13 protein-coding genes are annotated in these 19,040 nt (G+C 63.1%); 9 read left to right on the forward strand and 4 right to left on the reverse strand.

Features of this window, described 5'->3' with window-relative positions; translation table 11 throughout:
• Nucleotides 1-96 precede the first annotated feature (96 nt).
• The 3 genes from N2602_RS09150 (at nt 97) to N2602_RS09160 (ending at nt 7,686) form a co-directional block, all read left to right on the forward strand.
• Complete coding sequence (locus tag N2602_RS09150) at nt 97-4,845, forward strand: GAF domain-containing protein (protein ID WP_260382438.1); 4,749 nt, start codon at nt 97-99, stop codon at nt 4,843-4,845.
• Nucleotides 4,846-5,010: 165 nt separating this feature from the next.
• Nucleotides 5,011-6,456: an IS1182 family transposase gene (locus N2602_RS09155; protein ID WP_260381920.1), complete on the forward strand. Its 1,446-nt coding sequence runs from the start codon at nt 5,011-5,013 to the stop codon at nt 6,454-6,456.
• A 258-nt stretch (nt 6,457-6,714) separates the two neighbouring features.
• Nucleotides 6,715-7,686 (forward strand): ABC transporter substrate-binding protein, encoded by a 972-nt coding sequence (locus N2602_RS09160; RefSeq protein ID WP_260382439.1) that lies wholly within the window; start codon nt 6,715-6,717, stop codon nt 7,684-7,686.
• 318 nt (nt 7,687-8,004) lie between these two features.
• On the opposite strand, the gene N2602_RS09165 is transcribed toward N2602_RS09160, so the two are convergent.
• Genes N2602_RS09165 through N2602_RS09180 form a run of 4 tightly spaced genes read right to left on the reverse strand, consistent with a single transcriptional unit; the run spans nt 8,005 to nt 12,710 of the window.
• Entirely contained in the window at nt 8,005-8,718 is a 714-nt protein-coding gene (locus N2602_RS09165; protein ID WP_172789524.1) for an ABC transporter ATP-binding protein, read from the reverse strand.
• Nucleotides 8,715-10,484 (reverse strand): ABC transporter permease subunit, encoded by a 1,770-nt coding sequence (locus N2602_RS09170; RefSeq protein WP_260382440.1) that lies wholly within the window; start codon nt 10,482-10,484, stop codon nt 8,715-8,717. The genes N2602_RS09165 and N2602_RS09170 overlap by 4 nt, the downstream gene beginning before the upstream one ends.
• Nucleotides 10,481-11,524: a branched-chain amino acid ABC transporter permease gene (locus N2602_RS09175; protein WP_260382441.1), complete on the reverse strand. Its 1,044-nt coding sequence runs from the start codon at nt 11,522-11,524 to the stop codon at nt 10,481-10,483. The genes N2602_RS09170 and N2602_RS09175 overlap by 4 nt, the downstream gene beginning before the upstream one ends.
• 37 nt (nt 11,525-11,561) lie before the next feature.
• Complete coding sequence (locus N2602_RS09180) at nt 11,562-12,710, reverse strand: ABC transporter substrate-binding protein (RefSeq protein ID WP_260382442.1); 1,149 nt, start codon at nt 12,708-12,710, stop codon at nt 11,562-11,564.
• 586 nt (nt 12,711-13,296) lie between these two features.
• Between N2602_RS09180 and N2602_RS09185 the strand changes: the two genes are divergently transcribed.
• The 6 genes from N2602_RS09185 to N2602_RS09210 are packed head-to-tail and all read left to right on the forward strand — an operon-like array spanning nt 13,297 to nt 19,011.
• Nucleotides 13,297-14,079: an aspartate/glutamate racemase family protein gene (locus tag N2602_RS09185; RefSeq protein ID WP_260382443.1), complete on the forward strand. Its 783-nt coding sequence runs from the start codon at nt 13,297-13,299 to the stop codon at nt 14,077-14,079.
• A 30-nt stretch (nt 14,080-14,109) separates the two neighbouring features.
• Nucleotides 14,110-14,538, forward strand: coding sequence for an organic hydroperoxide resistance protein (locus tag N2602_RS09190; RefSeq protein WP_311739025.1), 429 nt, complete (start codon nt 14,110-14,112; stop codon nt 14,536-14,538).
• Nucleotides 14,539-14,563: 25 nt separating this feature from the next.
• Nucleotides 14,564-15,742 (forward strand): thiolase family protein, encoded by a 1,179-nt coding sequence (locus N2602_RS09195; protein ID WP_260382444.1) that lies wholly within the window; start codon nt 14,564-14,566, stop codon nt 15,740-15,742.
• Nucleotides 15,739-16,980 carry an SDR family NAD(P)-dependent oxidoreductase gene (locus N2602_RS09200; RefSeq protein WP_260382445.1) on the forward strand — a complete coding sequence of 414 codons (1,242 nt, stop codon included), beginning with the start codon at nt 15,739-15,741 and terminating at the stop codon, nt 16,978-16,980. Before N2602_RS09195 ends, N2602_RS09200 begins: the two co-directional genes overlap by 4 nt.
• A gap of 35 nt (nt 16,981-17,015) precedes the next feature.
• On the forward strand, nt 17,016-17,798 hold the full coding sequence (locus tag N2602_RS09205) for a cyclase family protein (RefSeq protein WP_260382446.1): 783 nt from the start codon (nt 17,016-17,018) through the stop codon (nt 17,796-17,798).
• Between the two features lie 55 nt (nt 17,799-17,853).
• Entirely contained in the window at nt 17,854-19,011 is a 1,158-nt protein-coding gene (locus tag N2602_RS09210; RefSeq protein ID WP_260382447.1) for an ABC transporter substrate-binding protein, read from the forward strand.
• Nucleotides 19,012-19,040 lie beyond the last annotated feature (29 nt).

The raw sequence follows: 19,040 nt of genomic DNA on the forward strand, positions 1-19,040 counted from the left end.
CAAGCGGACATCAGCGGCAGCCGCGATTCTCGCTCCTTTCACCCCTTCCAGAACAAGTTCCACTCGGTAAAATGGCCTCGTCACCCCGGAGGCGGAATGGCAGGGCCAGCGAAAACGGGCGGCAAGAGGAGCGCGGGAGAGACGCGCAAAGCCGGCTTCGCAAAGGGCCGCACCCGCTCTTGGGCCAAACGGCTACCCCGGTCTAAACCTTCCACCTCATTGGAGATCGAGCTAAAGGACGCCCGCGAGCAGCAGGCGGCGACGGCCGAGATATTGAAGGTCATTGCTAATTCGCCGTCCGACGTGCAGCCGGTGTTGGACGCAATCGCGGAAAGCGCCAACAAGCTTGTCGGGGCGCACGGGACTACCGTGCTCCGTATCATTGGAGATATGGTTGAATTAGCTGCGTTCACGCCAGTCAGTAAAGAGGCTGACACGGTGCTTCGCTCGTCATTCCCGCATCCGATCGCGGGGAATCCTCATTACGAAAAAATGTGTCGCGGCGAAATTGCGGAAGCCGCTGACACGGAGGTCGCTCATTCCCCACTGCGGGAAATTGCGCGGGCGCGCGGCTATCGAAGCAGGCTTCTCGTGCCGCTCAAGCACGACAGCGGAGTTGTTGGAGCGATCAGCGTTACACGTAAGGAGCCCGGTGCGTTTTCCGCTCATCACGTGCAGCTACTGCAAACGTTCGCCGATCAGGCCGTCATCGCGATTCGGAATGTGCGGCTGTTCAACGAGACAAAAGAGGCGCTTGAACGGCAGACCGCGACGTCGGAAGTGCTGGAGATCATCAGCTCATCCCCGGGCGACCTTTCGCCGGTGTTTGACAAGATGCTTGAGAACGCAACTCGCGTTTGCGGGGCCGAGTTTGGATCTATGAATCTTTTGGAAGGCGATATGCTGCGGCAGGTGGCGCTGTACAATGCGCCTTCTTCGTTTGCGGCCGCACGAATGAACAAGGCCTTTCGGATTCATCCGCGAACCTCACTCGCTGACGCCATTCGCGGCAAGCAAGTGGTTCAGGTTGAGGACATGCGTAAGCATCCGGCTTATCTTGAGCGCAATCCGTCATCGGTTGAGTTGACCGAACTTGCTGGTGCCCGAACGATCGTTGTCGTGCCAATGCTACGGCAGGATGAAGTGATCGGGGTGATCACTGTTTACCGCCAAGAGGTGCGCTCTTTCAATGACAAACAGATTGAGCTGCTGACCAACTTCGCCAGCCAAGCGGTAATTGCGATCGAGAATACCCGGCTGCTTCGGGAATTACGCCAGCGCACCGATGATCTCAGCGAATCCCTGCAGCAGCAGACGGCCACCGCCGACGTGCTGAAGGCCATCAGCCGCTCGGCCTTCGATCTCCAGATCGTGCTGGATGCGCTGCTTTCATCTGCCTGTCGATTGTGCGAGGCAGACATCGCAACAATAAGGTATCGGGATCAGGACGACGGTGATTTTCGGCTCGCTGCCACGTTCGGCGCCAAGCCCGAATGGATCGAACAATTCGCTAGACACTCGAGGAAGCCGGGCCGGGAATCGATATTCGGGCGAACGATCGTCGATGGTCATACGGTGCATATACCCGACGTCCTAGCCGATCCTGAGCTCCAGCGCTCGGAAGCGCAAAAACTGATGGGATTCAGGGCGGCACTCGGCGTGCCGCTCACGCGCGAGCGGCAGACGTTCGGCGTCATCACTGTGTTCCGATTTGCCGTCGGCCCGTTCGAGGCAAGGCAGATCGAGCTGGTGCAGACCTTCGCCGACCAGGCCGTCATTGCCATTGAAAATGTCCGCCTGTTCGATGAGGTGCAAGCGCGTACCGAGGAACTGAGCGAATCCCTGCAGCAGCAGACCGCGGTCGGCGACGTCCTCAAGACCATCAGCCGCTCGACCTTCGAGCTGCAGCCGGTCCTGGACACTCTCGTCAACACCGCGGCCATCCTGTGCAGCGCCGACATGGCCTTTATCATGCGCCGGGCGGGCGACGAATACCGCGCCGGAGCCGCGGTGGGCTACACCGAGGCCTATATCGATTTCCTCACCAACAATCCGCTGGCCGTCAACCGCGGCACAGTGACCGGCCGCGCCGTGCTCGAGCGGCGTCCGGTCCAGATTCTGGATGTCGCGGCCGATCCCGAATACACTCTGCATGAGACGACCTCGCTGGCAGGCCAGCGCACCACGCTTGGCGTGCCATTGTTGCGCGAGAACGAACCGATCGGCGTCATCGTGCTGGCGCGCTCACGTGTCGAGGCGTTCTCACAAAAGCAGATCGACCTCGTCGCCACCTTTGCGGACCAGGCGGTGATCGCGATCGAGAACGTGCGCCTGTTTGACGAGGTGCGCCAGCGCACCGAGGACCTCAGCGAGTCGTTGAAGCAGCAGACCGCAACCGGCGAGGTCTTGAAGGTAATCGCTTCTTCGCCGACCGACGTGAATCCCGCCCTGCAGGCCATTGTCGAGAGCGCCTGCGCGTTCTGCGATGCTTATGATGCCGGCGTGCTGCTTCGGGTTGGCGACAATCTGCATTTCAGTGCGCATCACGGGCCGATACGGTCCGGTGGAGCGCCACGTCCGATCAGCAGGGACTGGGTAGTCGGACGCTCGGTGGTCGACAAGGTACCGGTGCAGGTGTCCGACTTTCAAGCGCCCGAGGCCGCGGAGTTTCCGGAGGGACAACGGATGTCGCGCGAACAGGGGCACCGCTGCACGCTCAGCGTACCCCTGCTGCGCGAGGGCGAGGCCATCGGCGCGATCGTACTGCGTCGGCTGGAACCGATCGCATTCAGCCGCAAGCAGGTTGCGCTGCTGCAGACATTCGCCGACCAGGCCGTGATCGCCATCGGCAATGTGCGGCTGTTCGAGGAGGTACAGGCGCGAACACGGGAGCTCTCTGAGTCGCTGGAGCAGCAAACCGCAACCTCGGAGGTGCTGAGTGTCATCAGCCGGTCGGCGGGCGATCTCGCGCCCGTTTTCGATTCCATGCTAAGCAAGGCGATGCAGCTCTGCGGCGCCAATTTCGGCGTGCTGAATACTTACGACGGCGCTCGCTTCCACACGGAAGCCACGTACGGGCTTCCGCCCGCTTACGATGAATTCCGGCGCAGGCAGCCTTTAGAATACGGTCCGACCACGGCCCCCGCTCGTCTGTTGAGGGGCTACCCGTTCGTCGAAGTCAACGACCTGCTCGAGTCTGATGCTTATCGCAGCGGAGAGCCCAACCGCCGCGCGTTAGTTGACCTGGGGGGCGCCCGCTGCCTGCTCGCAGTGCCGCTAATGAAGGACGAGCGCGTCGTCGGTAACGTCCTCATCTTTCGCCAGGAGAACCGGCGATTTTCGCAGAAGCAGATCACGCTGCTGCAGCAGTTTGCGGCGCAGGCCGTGATTGCCATCGAGAATGCCCGCTTGCTTAATGAATTGCGCCAACGGACTGATGATTTGAGCGAATCCCTGCAGCAGCAGACGGCTACGGCTGATGTGCTCCAGGCCATCAGCTCATCGCCCGGCGATCTGGCGCCGGTATTCGACAAGATGCTTGAGAGCGCAACACGCGTCTGCGGCGCAGAGTTCGGCTCGATGCTGTTGGTTGAAGGCGGCGCGATGAGACCGGCGGCCCAATTCAACGTGCCGGCCGCATTTGCTGCCGCTCGAGGCGATCGTCTACTGACCCCGCATCCGAAAAGCGCCCTGGCCAGGGCGATAAGTACGAGGCAGGTGGTCCACGTTGCCGACATGCGAACAACGGAGGCGTATCTCGAGCGCTCCCCAGCGTCGATTGATCTCGTTGAACTTGGCGGAGCTCGGACCGTCGCTATTGTGCCGATGCTTCGCGACGAGGAGGTCATTGGCGCGATAACAGTCTATCGCAATCAGGTGCAGCTCTTCAGAGACAAGCAGATCGAGCTGCTAAGCAATTTTGCCAAGCAAGCCGTGATCGCCATTGAGAATGCGCGGCTGCTGAAGGAATTGCGCCAACGCACGGATGACCTTTCAAAGTCCCTCGACAACCTCCGCACTGCGCAGGGCCGCCTCGTGCAGACTGAAAAACTTGCCTCGCTGGGCCAACTCACCGCTGGCATTGCGCACGAGATCAAGAACCCGCTTAACTTCGTCAACAATTTCTCGGCGCTTTCGGCGGAGCTGACTGGCGAGTTGAGCGACCTGCTCAAGGATGCTGCGCTCCCGGACAAGATGCGGACGGAGGTGGAGGAGTTGACTCGGCTGTTGCATGACAACCTCGAAAAGGTCGTACAGCACGGCAAACGAGCCGACTCCATCGTCAAGAACATGCTGTTGCACTCGCGAGAGGGTTCTGGCGAGCGCCGGTCGGCGGAAGTCAACAGGCTCGTCGAGGAGAGCCTCAGCCTTGCTTATCATGGTGCGCGAGCGGAAAAGGCGGGGTTCAGCATAACCCTCAAGCATGACCTCGACCCGAATGCGGGTGCGCTCGATCTCTATCCGCAGGAAATGACCCGAGCGCTACTGAATCTCATTTCAAACGGCTTCTACGCAGCTACCAAGCGCAAGGCAGAGGCGGGCGATGAAACCTTTGAGCCGGTCCTCAGCGCAGCTACCAGAAATCTCGGCGAGGCCATCGAGATTCGCATACGAGACAACGGCACGGGTATTCCACCCGAAGTACGAGAAAAGATGTTCAATCCGTTTTTCACCACTAAACCGACCGGAGAGGGAACGGGACTTGGCCTCTCGATGACTCATGACATTATCGTCAAGCAACATGGCGGCCGGATCGATGTCGAGACCAAGCCCGGCGCATTCACCGAGTTCATCATCACCCTGCCGCGTGGCGACAGTGCTGCCGCTACATCGAAGCCGGAATGATTGCTTCTGGCGCATCTGCGAAGTTGCGCCTCGGCGGTCGGAAGTCCGCTCGTAGAGCCAGGGCGGACCGGATTTGCTCAACCTGAGTTCTTCGCATTTTGACCCTGGCTGTGTGAAAAGGCACGAGTCAGCTAGGATTCCTCCGTTTCCTGATGGGAGATACGGATGGGACGCTTCGTTGAAGGCGCGGACAGATCCCAGCTGACGCTCTTGCCGGAATGTCTGGAGGATTGGGTAGACGACGACAACCCGGTCCATGTGATCGATGTGTTTGTCGAGGCGCTCGACCTGCATGGAATGGGATTTGAGGGTGTGATCGCCAAGGAGACGGGCCGGCCTTCCTATCATCCAGCAGTCCTTCTGAAGCTTTACATCTACGGTTATCTCAATCGGGTGCAATCCAGTCGCCGCCTGGAACGTGAGGCGTGCCGCAATATCGAGGTGATGTGGCTGATCGGCCGCCTGGCTCCCGATCATAAGACGATCGCCGATTTCCGGAGGGACAATGGTGCGGCGCTTCGGAGGGTTTGTGCGAAGTTCGTTGCGCTATGCCGGCAAATGGGCCTGTTGCAGACCCCAAGCGTCGCAATCGACGGCAGCAAGTTCAAGGCAGTGAACAATCGCGATCGTAACTTCACGCATGCCAAGATGGCGAGGCGGATGGCGCAGATCGAGGAAAGCGTCGGTCGATATCTGCGTCAACTGGATAGCGCCGATCGGCAGGAGCCATCGGAAGCGATCAGCATCAAGACGACGAGGATCAAGGAAAAGATCGCTCGACTGAAGCAGGAGATGAGCCGCCTGGAAGTGCTTGATGCGCAGATGCGCAACACGCCGGATCAACAGATATCGCTGACCGATCCGGATGCTCGTTCGATGGCCACCAGCGGACGCGGATCGGGTGTCGTCGGCTACAATGTCCAGGTCGCGGTGGACACCGAACACCATCTGATTGTTACGCATGAGGTCATAAACGTCGGCAACGACCGTGGGCAGCTTGCTCGGATGTCGAAGCAGGCCAAAGAAGTGCTCGAAGTGGACAAACTCGAGGCGGTCGCCGACCGTGGCTACTTCGACGGAGAGGAGATATTGGCCTGCGAAGAGGCTGGCGTTGCAGTCACGCTGCCCAAGCCGATGACGTCGAACGCCAAGGCGGAGGGTCGGTTCGGCAAACAGGACTTCGCCTACCTGCCTGATGAGGACGTCTACCGCTGCCCGTCCGGCCAGCTGCTGCCCTATCGTTATACCAACATCGAGCATGGAATGACGCTGCGCCGTTACTGGTCGACAGCAGCGTGCCAAGGCTGCGCAATCAAGAGCCAATGTACGCCGTCCAAGGAGCGCCGCATCACTCGTTGGGAGCATGAGCATGTGGTCGAGGAGGTCCAGAGACGGCTCGATTCCAATCCCAAAGCCATGCGGACGCGGCGCGAGACGGTCGAGCATCCCTTCGGCACGATCAAAGCCCGTATGGGTGCGACCCATTTCCTGATGAAGCGCCTACGGAATGTTGCCGCTGAGATGGCGCTGCATGTTCTCGCTTATAACCTCACGCGGGTGATGAACATCGTCGGCAAACCGCGCCTGATTGCAGCCATCCGCGCCGTCTGAAGGCCGGAAAGTACGTCCAACAGCGCAATACCGCGTCCCGATACCCACTTTGGCCGTCATTGGGCGATCTGACGCGAGAACATCAGCCGCCTGCGGTGATTGGCGACCACGGCCGCGTGCCGGCCATCTGTTTGCACACAACCAAGACCCGTTGCGGACATTTGGACGCAGCGACCGGGCCGATTGTTCTCATCGGCGTCCCGTCTTTTGAAGTGCTAGACTTCGACATGCACGAGGCGTTTTCCATTGGGGGTTCCAATGAGACGGCGCGGTTTCATCACGCTTGTCGGCGGCGCGGTGGTGGCGCTGCCGCTCGCAGCGCTGGCCCAGAAACCGGGGCGGACCTATCGCCTGGGTTGCTTGTCTCCGCATCCTCGCGACATTCACTTTAACGTACGTTTTTTCGACAACCTCCGGCGCGCTGGTTTCATTGAAGGCCAAAACCTCACAATTGATTACCGCGCCTTTGCACCTCATATCGATCTGATTTCGCAACTTGCGGCGGAGCTGGTCATAGCCCAGCCCGATGTCATCTATGCTGCTGCACCCGAGGCAGTTGCCGCCGTACAGCAGGCGACCAAGAGCATTCCCATCGTTGGGATCACAGGCGATATGGTCGCGGAGGGCTTGGTAAAATCGTTCGCCCGGCCCAATGGCAATATCACGGGGATCAGCATTTTTTCCCCTGAGCTTAACGGCATGCGACAGGACATCCTGATCGAAGCCGTGCCCGGGATTCGCCGCATCGCGGCTCTCGCCGATCCCAGCACAACAACTGAGGCGAAGGCTCACGCTTTGCAAGAGGCGGCGCGCGCACGCAACGTGGAGCTTTCAATCTATCGCGTCGCCAGGGCTGAGGAGATTGCAGCGACTATTGATAAGGCACAGGCATCGGGGGCCACGGCGCTGAATATTCTTAATTCCGGGATGCTCGATGGCAATGGTCCGCTGATCATGGAACGAGTTGCAGCACTGCGCCTTCCAACCATGTATCAGTGGGGATTGCGGGCCGAGCAAGGTGGCTTTATCGGCTACGGCCCATCCCCCGATCACTTGGCAGATCTTACTGCTCGATTTGCGGCGAGCCTTTTGCGCGGCACGATGCCTGCCGATCTGCCGGTCGAACAGCCGACGAAATTCGAGCTGGTGATCAACCTCAAGACCGCTAAGGCGATGGGCGTTACGGTGCCCGAGTCTCTGTTGGCGCGCGCTGACAAGGTCATCGAGTGAGACGATGCTGTTTGCCGTGTTGCATGAGTCTGCACATGGCCCTTCTCGGAGGTCCGACAAGGTCCGCTTTCGCGCCGCTGTTGCGGGACAAGCCGTCATCAGGCGCACCTACTCTTGGCGACAGATCTTATGAGTACACACCCTCATCGCGCTTTAGCGGCCGGAGCGCTGCGAGGGTGGCATAATGCCATTGTTTTGCCCGACGGGTCAAATGCCTTTCGAAAAATCAGAAGACGTTGCACCTCCGACGCCAAGCCGTTGATATTGCTGTCGGCGGCTACTGTGCATGGGGTTGTTTTTCGATTTTGTCTGGCGGCGCTAATGTCCGCCGAGATAGGCGGTGATCAGCCGGGGATCGTGAATGAGATCCTTGGCGGGCCCGGACTGCACGATCTCGCCGGTTTCCAGGACGTAGCCGTAATCGGCCGTCTCCAGCGCGGCGCGGGCATTCTGCTCGACCAGCAGGATCGAAACGCCGAGATCGCGCAACGAGGCGATGGTGCGGAAGATCTCGCGCACGATCAGCGGCGCAAGTCCGAGACTCGGCTCGTCCAGCATCAGCAGCTTCGGCCGCGCCATCAGCGCGCGTCCGAGCGCGAGCATCTGGCGTTCGCCGCCGGACAGCGTGCCGGCCGCCTGGCGCTGCCGCTCCTTCAGCCGCGGGAAGCGGTCATAGACCTCGTCGAGCGTCTTCTCGACGCCGGACCGGTCGCGCAGGCTGTAGGAGCCGAGCAGAAGATTGTCGGCCACCGACATGTCGGAGAACAGCTCGCGCTTCTCCGGCACCAAGCACAATCTGCGCTCGACGCGGTCCTCGACCGAGAGCTTGCCGATCTCGCTGCCCTGGAAGACCATGCGGCCTTTCGACGACAGTAGTCCGATTGCCGCCATCAGCAGCGTGGTCTTGCCTGCACCGTTCGGGCCGATCACGGTGACGATCTGGCCCTCTTCGACCGACAGCGAGACGTTGCGGACCGCTTCGACATTGTCGTAGCAGACCGTGACGTCGGACAGGGAAAACATCGAGCTCACGCGACGCCTCCGAGATATGCTTCCTGCACCCGCGCATCGCTGCGGATCGCGGCCGGCGCGCCCTCGCAGAGCTTCGAGCCGAAATCCAGCACGACGATGCGATCGACCAGCGACATCACGAACTCCATGTCGTGCTCCACGATCAGGATGGTCAGGTGGTCCTCCCGCAGCGAGCGCAGCAGTTCGGCCAGCCTGAGCTTCTCCTGGCGACGCAGGCCCGCGGCGGGCTCGTCGAGCACCAGCAGGGTCGGATCCGCCGCGAGCGCCCGCGCGATTTCCAGGATGCGCTGGTTTCCGAGCGGCAGATTGCCGGCGAGCTCGAACGGCTTGTCGCCGAGACCGACGCGTTCGAGCTGAAGCAACGCCTCGTGGCGGGCACTCGCTTCCTCGCGCCGGTTGAGGCGGAAGGCTCCGCCGAACAGGCCGGCGGCGGTGCGGCCGTAGGTGCCGAGCATCACGTTCTCCAGAAGGCTCATGCGCGGCCGCAGCTTGACGTGCTGGAACGTGCGCGCGATGCCGGCCTTGGCGATGCGGGACTGAGCGTCATGCGTGATCGCGCGCCCGGCGAAGACGATCTCGCCCTTGTTGACCCTGAGCGCACCGGTGAGGCAGTTGAACATCGTGCTCTTGCCGGCGCCGTTCGGGCCGATCACCGCGAGGATCTCACCCGCGCGGACCTCGAAGCTGACATTGTTGACGGCGACGAGGCCGCCGAACCGGCGCTCGGCGCCATCAACCTTGAGGAGAAGCTCGCCCGGCTTGGGCTGGGAGCGGCGGGGCAGGGGCGGTGCGGGCGTCGGCCGCTCGCGCTTCAATTTCGGCAGGTAGCGTGCAAGATAGGGCACGATACCTTGGCGCGCCCATTGCAGGAACAGGATGAACAGCGCCGAGAACGCGACGATCTCGAGCTGCCCGGACGCACCCTTGGCGATCAAGGGCAGATAGTCCTGCACGCTGTTCTTCAGCAGGGTGACGATGGCGGCGCCGACGACGCCGCCGAGAAGGCTGCCGGCACCTCCGACCATCGACATCATCAGATATTCGATGCCCATGCCGGCATCGAATGGTCCCGGGCTGATGAACCGGCTCATATGGGCGTACAGCCATCCCGAGAGCGAGGCCAGGAACGCCGCGGTCACGAACGTCACCAGCTTGATGCGGAAGGCATTGATGCCGAGGCTTTCGACCAGCGTATTGCCGCCGCGCAGCGCGCGCATGGCGCGGCCGAGCCGCGAGTCCAGCAGATTGTAGCCGAGGAAGAGAATGACGGCGACGATCCCCCAGATCAGGAAGTAGATCTGCGCGCTGGAAACCAGGGCGAGCGATCCGAAGCTGATCGGCGGGATCGAGGAGATGCCGTTGAAGCGGCCGAGCCCGTCCAAATTGCCGAACAGGAAGCCGATCGCCAGACCCCAGGCGACGGTGCTGAGCGAGAGGAAGTGCCCTTGCAGGCGGAGGGTGACGAGGCCGAGAACGGTCGCGACGCCGCATGTGAGCGCCACGCCGAACAACAGGCCGAGCCAGGGCGAATGGCCGTTCAACGCGGAGACCCAGGCGGTCGCGTAGGCCGCGACGCCGACGAAAGCGGCCTGTCCGAACGAGACGATACCGCCAACCCCGGTCAGCAGCGCGAGCCCGATGGCGACCAGCGAATAGATCCCGATGTAGTTCATCAAGGTGATGCTGAACGGGCTGAGGACGAAGGGAGCCGCAGCGAGGCCCAACACGGCCGCGATGGCGGCGATCCGAACGTGAAGGCGCGTCATTCCTCGATCTCCTCCTCGGAATGCAGCGATGCGAGCGATCGCCAGATCAGGATCGGGATCAGCAGCGAGAACACGATGACGTCCTTCAGCGCGCTGCTCTCGAACGATGCGAAGCTTTCCAGGATGCCGACGCCGACGGCGCCGATCGCAGCCCCCGGGTAGCTGGTCATGCCGCCGACGATCGCGCCGACGAATGCCTTGAGGCCGATCAGGAAGCCGGAATCGTAGAACACCGTGTTGACAGGCGCGATCAGGATGCCCGATACGCCGGCCATCAGCGAGCCGAGCAGGTAAGCGATCGTGCCCGCGCGCGCCGGGCGGATTCCCATCAGCCGCGAGCCGGTCCGGTTCACGGCGGTGGCGCGAAGCGATTTGCCGACCAGCGAGAAGTCAAAGAAGAGATAGAGCAGGCCGCTGAAGACCAGTGCCGCAATTACGATCAGCATGGTCTGGCCCGAGATCAGGACGCCGGCGAATTCCATCGAGAGCGAGGTCAGCGGCTCGGTCCGGACGCCTTCGGGACCGAAGAACAGCAGACCCAGCCCGACGAGCGCAAAATGCAGCGCCACCGACACCGTCAGCAGCAGCAGCACCGTGCCGTCCGCGATCGGGCGGAAAACGATGCGGTCGAGCAGCGGAGAGATCGGCGTGATCAGCATCAGCGCGAGCACCAGCCTGACGGCGAGAGGCGGGTCCATGCGCGTGGCGAGCCAGGCGCAACCGACCACCGCAAGGGGGAGCACCAGATAGAAGAGAAGCGCGCGCGGGACGAGGCGAAGCTCGCCGGAGCGCGCCAGCGAAGCTATCTCGATCAGGGTCGCAAGGCAGGCCAGCACCACGACCAGCGCGCCCGTTCCGGGGAAGCGCTTTGCGTCGAGGGCCGCGAGCGTCAGTGCAGTGAAGGCCGCAATGTCGCCGAAGGGGATGAACACGACCCGCGTCACCGTGAATATGAGAACGGTGCCGATCGCCACCAGCGCATAGATGGCGCCGGTGGCGATGCCGTCGATCGCAAGAATGGCTGCGATATCGCTCGTCATTGAGCCGCTGTTCCCCCGTTGATGGCCGATCGTTTTCTTACGGCACGTACTTCCAGGCGCCGCCGGTCAGCCGGACGACGACGAGGGAGCGCTCGTCGACGCCCGTCGCGGCGCCTTGCTTGAAATTGTAGACGGCATGCACCCCCGGCAGCTCCTTGGTGCTGAGGATGGCATCCCGGAGTGCGGCGCGGAACTCGATCGTCCCCGGCTTTGCCGACTTGAGCGCGCGCTCGGCCGCGTTGGCGAAGATCAGCCAGGCGTCGAAGGAGTAAGCCGAGAAGCCGTCGGTGGTCGGAATGTTGTGGGTCTTCTGGTAGACGCTGCGGAAATCCAGTGCGATCTTCTTGGCAAAATGCTCATCCGGTAGCTGTTCGGCGACGATCACGGGCCCCGCCGAGACTTGAATCCCCTCGGCCGCCTTGCCGCCCACGTTGACGAAATCCGGATTGACCAGCGCCACCGTGCCGTAGGTGTTTCCTTTGAAGCCGCGCTCGGCAAGGCTGAGCAGAGGCAGTGCGCCCTGCGTGCCGGAGCCGCCGTCGAGCACGGCGTCGGGCCGAGCGGCCATGACCTTGAGGATCTGCGCGGTGACGGAGGTGTCGGTGCGGGCATAGCGTTCGTTGGTCTGGATCTTGATGCCGTCGGCCGATTCCGCCGCCTTGGCGCCGTTGTAGACGAGGTCGCCCCACGCATCCGAGAAGCCGATATAGCCGATGTTCTTCATGCCATCGCGCTTCATGCGATCGGCGATGATCTTGACGAGCAGCGAAGCCGGCTGCGGCACCGAGACCACCCATTGCTCCGGCGTATCGGGCAGCTTGACGATCGGTGAGACCGCGATCATCGGCACCTTCAGTTCGCTTGCGACGGCCGCCATCGCGATCGTCGAGGGCGCCGTTGCGGTGCCGATCAGCAGGTCGACCTTCTCCTCCTCCACGAGCTTGCGCGCGTTGCGCGTCGCTGCCGAGGGATCGGAGCCGTCGTCGAGCTGGATCAGGCGGATGGTCTCGCCATTGACCGATTTCTTGTACTCGTAGGCGGCGTTGATGCCGCGCCCATAGGGGATGCCGATCGAGGAGCCGTTGCCGCTCAACGAGGTGACGAAACCGATGGTGATGTCGGCCCGCGCTGCCGGCGCGACGGTAATTCCAACTGCAACTGCCAATAAGGCCAGGGTCTTGCGCATTGCCATCTCCTGCTTTGATACGCGTGCGAATGACGGGAAGCCGCCGGACCTCAATCGGGACTGACGGCAATCGGAAGCGCTATTGCGGCGCCGGAGGTCGGCGCGAATATGAAGACTTCGCCTGGTTGGCGGCGGCGTCATGCCGCTGCCCGTGGACGGAGGAGCGCGCCGCCGGGCGACTTCGCCTGGTGTATCGCGGGCGTCTCGAAATACGGGGCCGGGCCGCGCAGCCCTGCACGGGACATTGCTGCCCATCGTTCAGCTCGGAAGACTGCCCACACGATCGAGTCGCTCAAGAGCGGTGTCCTGCAACATCATCGTTACGCCGCCAGAGCGGCAGGAATTAGTTAAAGCCTAAAGTATATCCGGCGAGCCCGTCAACAGCGCCCGGCGGCTCTCTGCAAAAAAATGCTGATGCATACAATTCCGGCAGTTGGCGGCGGATTCTTGGGCGATGCGAACGACAAAACCGGCCGTGACGGCTGCGGCGTGCCAGCCCGCTTCCTTGGGTGCGCCGCACACATTTGACGCGCAAATTAGTTTGTGATTGAAATATTAGGGCCGGCGGTCCGGTGAGGAAGAGACGATGCGCATCTTCTGGCAAAGCTTCGTTGATGCGAGCGTGAACGCGCCTTACATGGCGCGGCTGTCGGAGTACCTCAACAGCATCGCGGCATCGGGTACGACGGTGCATGTCGAAGGCATATCCCCGCCCGATCGCGAATTTGGCCGGCTCGCCGAATTGCGCTGCGCCGTTCAGGCCATCGACAACGGCATCGCAGCGGAAGAGCAGGGCTTCGATGCATTCGTCATGGGCCACTTCCAGGATCCCGGTCTGTACGAGCTGCGTGCAACGCTCGATATTCCCGTGATCGGGGCCGGCGAGGCGACGCTGCTTGCTGCCTCGCAGCTTGGTCGGCGGCTCGGCCTCGTCACGCTCGATCCCGTTTTCGAGGTCTGGCACTATGAGCAGGCCGAACGTTACGGCCTCGACGGTCGCGTCGTTCACGTCACGGGCCTCGGCTGCAAGCCCGAGGATTTCGCGGATGCCTTCGCCGGCGATCAAGCCGCGCACGCCCGCATGGTCGAGGATTTCGTCGCCTGCGCGTTGCCGCTCGTCGAGCGCGGTGCCGACGTCGTGATACCTGCTGGCGTGCTGCCGGGTCTGTTGATCGGGCGGGAGCACGGTCTCAAGGTCGGGCACGCCCCAGTGGTCAATTGCGCGGCGGTGGCGCTGAAGAGCGCCGAGATGTGGGTGCAGCTCAGGCGCCTCAACGGAACCGAGCCGAGCCGGGGTCCGAGCTTCAGGCGCGCCAGCGCGCTTGCCCGCGACGATTTCCGCGCGCTGCTCGCGCGCAACCGACGTTAGAGCCAGCTAGCGCGTTTGGAGAAGACCAACATGATGACGCCCGAGAAGATCCTGTACGACACCGAAGTCACCGCGACCGGCGGCCGCGACGGCAAGGCCGCGAGCACGGATGGCCTGCTGTCGGTGTCGCTGTCGGTGCCGAAATCGCTCGGCGGCCCCGGCGGCGAGGGTACCAATCCGGAGCAGCTTTTTGCGGCGGGTTATGCCGCCTGTTTCCTCGGTGCGGTCAAACTTGTGGCGCGCACCAGGAAGGTGGTGCCGTCTGCGGAGCCCTCGGTCACGGCAAAGGTGGCGATGGGACCGGTGCCCGTCGGATACGCGCTGGCCGTCGAATTGAAGGTCGATCTGCCGGGCGTGGAGCGATCGGTGGCGGAAGCCGTCGTTGCCGGCGCGCACGAACGCTGCCCCTATTCGAACGCAACACGCGGCAATATCGACGTGAAGCTGACCGTGATCTGAGGCGAATGGACAAGGCGGACGATCGTTGACGCTCTCGCTTCGCACACCCTACGACGGCATCGTGATGGCGGCCCCCGTCACGATACCCTATGTACGTTATTCGATCGACAGCGCTCAATGGTGGATCGGCCGTGCCTTGAGCGCACTCGTTGCGCAAGCGGGCATCAGGCCTTCCGACATCGACGGATTGTGCGTCTCCAGCTTCACCTTGGGGACGGACAGCGGGATCGGCCTGACGCAGCATTTCGGACTGTGCGTGCGATGGCTCGATACCATTCCGCTCGGCGGCGCCAGCGCCATCGCGGCGGTGCGAAAGGCGGCCCGCGCGGTTCAGGCGCGCGATGCCGACATCGTGGCGTGCGTCGCCGGCGATACCAACCACGTCGATTCCTTCCGCTTGACGCTCGAGAATTTCTCCCGCTTCAACCAGGATGCGGTCTATCCTTACGGCGCGGGCGGCGCGAATTCGAGCTTCGCTCTCATCGCCCGCAACTACATGCGGACCTTCGGCGTGAGCCGTGAGGACGTCGGCAGGATCGCGGTTGCCCAGCGCACGAACGCCTTGCGCAATCCGCACGCGCTGATGAAGACGGCGCTGTCGATCGAGCAGTACCTCGCCGCGCGCCCCATTTCCGATCCCATTCATCTGTTCGACTGCGTGATGCCTTGCGCCGGCGCCGAGGCATTCCTCGTGATGCGGGAGGACACCGCCGCTTCGCTGCGGCTGCCCGCAGCAAGGTTGCTGTCGACGATCGAGCGGCACAACGCCTTTGCCGATGATCCGATGCAGGTTCGTGGCGGTTGGGCGATGGACGTCGGTGAGCTCTATGCGATGGCCGGCGTCAAGCCCGACGATCTCGACATCGTCCAGACCTACGACGACTATCCCGTCATCTCGATGATGCAGTTCGAGGATCTCGGCTTTTGCGAGAAGGGCGAGGGGGCCGAGTTCGTCCGCCAGCACGATCTCACCATCGACGGTGACTTTCCGCACAACACCTCCGGCGGGCAACTCTCGGTCGGGCAGGCCGGCGCAGCCGGCGCCTATCTCGGTCTCGTCGAAGGGCTGCGGCAGGTCCTGGGAATTGCAGGTCCGACTCAGGTCAGGGATGCGAGCCTGGGCCTCGCGTCCGGCTTCGGTATGATCAATTATGACCGCGGACTTGCCTCCGGTGCCGCGATCTTTGCCGGGCCTTCGCGATGATCGATCCGATTGAACCGCCTCGACGCAAGAACCCGCTGCTGCGGACGCGCCTGCCGACCGCGCCGCCGCGCGCCCGCAGCAGGACCTCGCACGGCTTTACGCGCGCTGCCGCCGAAGGGCGCTTTATGCTCCAGCGCTGCGAGGGCTGCGGCGCCTTCACCTATCCGGCGCGCGAGGCGTGCCCGTCGTGCCTGTCCGCCGCGCTTGCGTTCGTCGACGCGCCGGCCCGCGGCGTGCTGCTGGCGCACACCACGGCGCACGTGCCGAGTGACGTCTATTTCCGGGAGCGGGCGCCCTGGCGCGTCGGCCTCGTCAAGATGGATTGTGGTCCGACCGTCGTGGCGCATCTTCATGCCGATTGTATCGAGGGTGCTCCCGTCCGCATGTCGTTTCAGCTCGACAAGAGCGGTCAGGCGGTGGCCTTTGCCCGACCCGAAGGGGAGACGCCCAATATGGCTGACGACAGGCAGTGGCGCGAAATGACTGCCGATCCCAAATTTCGGCGCGTGCTCGTGACCAGCGGCCGCAGTGCCGTCGGGCGGGAGGTCGCCTTGGCGTTGAAGGCCGCGGGGACCAAGACCGTGTTCGTGGGCATCGCCGAGCCGTGGCGGCCGTTTGCCGGCGAAGAGCTGCTGCGCGGGCAGGAGGGCATCGAGCTCTTACCCCTCGACGCCGCCGATGAAAAATCAACCGGTGATCTCGCCGCCGACATCGGCGGCAAGGTCGACATCCTGGTGAATACGATCGACTATGTGAGGCCCGGCGGCTTGTTGGACCGCAAGGGCACGAGCATCGCGCGCGACGAGATCGATCAGGCCTATCTCGGCTTCATCAATCTCGCACAGGCCTTCGGACCCGCGATGCGGATGCGGGGAGCGGACGGCATCAACAACAGCGTTGCCTGGGTCAACATCCTGTCCGTCCACGCGTTGGCGAACTGGCCCGCCTTCGGCGCTTACTCCGCCTCGCAAGCCGCCTGCCTGTCGCTCTCGCATTGTCTTCGCGCCGAGCTTCGGCCCGGCGGCATCAAGTTGATGAACGTCTTCACGGGGCCAGTCGACACGGAGTGGTTTCAGACCGTGCCGCCGCCGAAGGTGGCGCCGCGGGCCATCGCGCAGGCGGTCGTGGCCGGGCTCAGGGGCGGACTCGAGGAAATGTATGTCGGAGACGTCGCCCAGGAGATTCGGCAACGTCTGGCGGCCAATCCGAAAGCGCTCGAGCGCGAGCTCGACCGGTAAGTGAGACCTTTTCGACCAAGCTGGAGGACGCGACAATGCACGGCAAGGCTCTCCTGGATCTCGCGGGCGCGATCGCTTCGGATGCGGTGCGCGTCATCGACCTGAGCTTCACGCTCAGCCCCGACTTTCCCGTGATCGTGCTGCCGCCCGAATTCGGCCAGGCGGCGCCGGTGCGCATCCAGGAGATCTCGCGCTATGACGCACGCGGCCCGGCCTGGTATTGGAACAACGTGACTTTCGGCGAGCATACCGGCACGCATTTCGACGCGCCGATACACTGGTTCACCGGCAAGGACCTCGCCAACAATGCGGTCGATACCATGCCGGCCAAGGACATGATCGCGCCCGCCTGCGTCATCGATTGCTCCGCGCAGGCCGCTCAGGATCCGGACTTCGTGCTCACGGTGCCGATCGTCGAGGCCTGGGAAGCCGAGCACGGCCGAATTCCGGCCCGGCACTGGGTGCTGCTGCGGACGGACTGGTCGAAGAAGGGCTGGCGCGATTATTCGAACCTCCGGGACGATGGGGCGCACACGCCGGGTCCGAATGCAGCCGTGATGAAATGGCTGGTGGAGGAGCGCGGCATCATCGGTTTCGGCACCGAGACGATCGGCACCGATGCAGGACAGGCCGGGCATTTCGAGCCGCCTTATCCGGCGCATCATTTCCTCCACGGCGCGGGCCGCTATGGGCTGCAATGCCTGTGCAACCTGGATCAGCTTCCTGCGACTGGAGCGATCATCGTCACCTCCCCGCTGAAGATCCAGAACGGCTCGGGCAGTCCGCTGCGCGTGATCGCGCTGGTTTCGTCCACGTGACATGCGCGTACGGCTTGCCGGAATTGACGCATCCAAACCACCAATGACAGGTGCCATGACTTCGGTGAAATCACTGCTGGGTTCAGCGCTGCTCCTTTTGGCGGCTCCGTGCTGCGCGCAAGCCGATATCCTCGTCGGCTTCGTCACCGGCCTCAGCGGGCCGGTATCCTCGATCGGCATTCCCAACGCAAAGGGGATCGCTGCGGGAGAGGCCTATGTCGGCGAGATCGGCGGCGAAAAGGTGCGCCTCATCCAGCTCGACGATGCCTCCGATGCAACCGCTTCGGCGCGCAACGCGCGCAAGCTCGTCGAGCAGGAGAAGGTCGACGTCCTGATCGGGACGTCGGGCGCGCCGCAGACGCTGGCGATGGCCACCGCCGCGATCGAGATGCAGGTGCCGATGATCGCGGTCTCCCCGATCGCGTCCGTTCCGGCCGGCGAAGGCGGCCCTTGGGTCGTTCAGACACCCCAACCGATGCCGCTGCTGGTCCAGGGCATCGTCGACCACATGAAGGCGCGCGGGCTGAAGACGGTCGCCTTCATCGGATTCTCGGATGCGCTCGGCGATCTCCTGTACGATTCGTTGTCGCACAGCGCCAAGGCGGCGGAAATCAAGGTCATCGCCAACGAACGCTATGCCCGATCCGATTCGTCGGTGACGGCGCAGGTGCTGCGTGCCTTGGCGGCGAGGCCCGATGCCATCATGCTCGGCGGCACCGGAACGCCGGGCGCGCTGCCCGCCATTGCCTTGTCCGAGCGTGGCTACAAGGGGCCGCTCTACGGCAACAACGGAATGATCAGCGCCGACTTCCTGCGTCTCGCCGGCAAGGCCGCCAATGGCATCATCTGCCCCACCGGGCCGGTGATCGCGGCCGAGCAGCTGCCGCCGAGCAATCCCATCCAGAAGGTCGCCCTGGCCTACCGGGCCGCCTACGAGAAGGCGAACGGCGAGCAGCCGACGGACGGGTTCTCCTCCTACTCGTTCGATGGTTGGGTCGTCTTCGTCGATGCTGCCAAGCGCGCGCTGGCGACCGGGGCCAAGCCAGGCTCGCCGGAATTCCGTAGCGCGCTGCGCCAGGCCCTGTTCGCCACCAAGGAAGTCGTAGGCACGCAAGCCGTCTACAATTTCACGCCGGCGGATCGTCATGGTGTCGACGCACGTTCGCGCGTCCTCGTCCAGATCGATGACGGTAAGTACAAGCTCCTGCCTTGATCTCGGGCAGGCCATGTCGGGCCGGATGA

The organism is Bradyrhizobium sp. NC92, assembly GCF_025200865.1.
GTDB lineage: Bacteria > Pseudomonadota > Alphaproteobacteria > Rhizobiales > Xanthobacteraceae > Bradyrhizobium.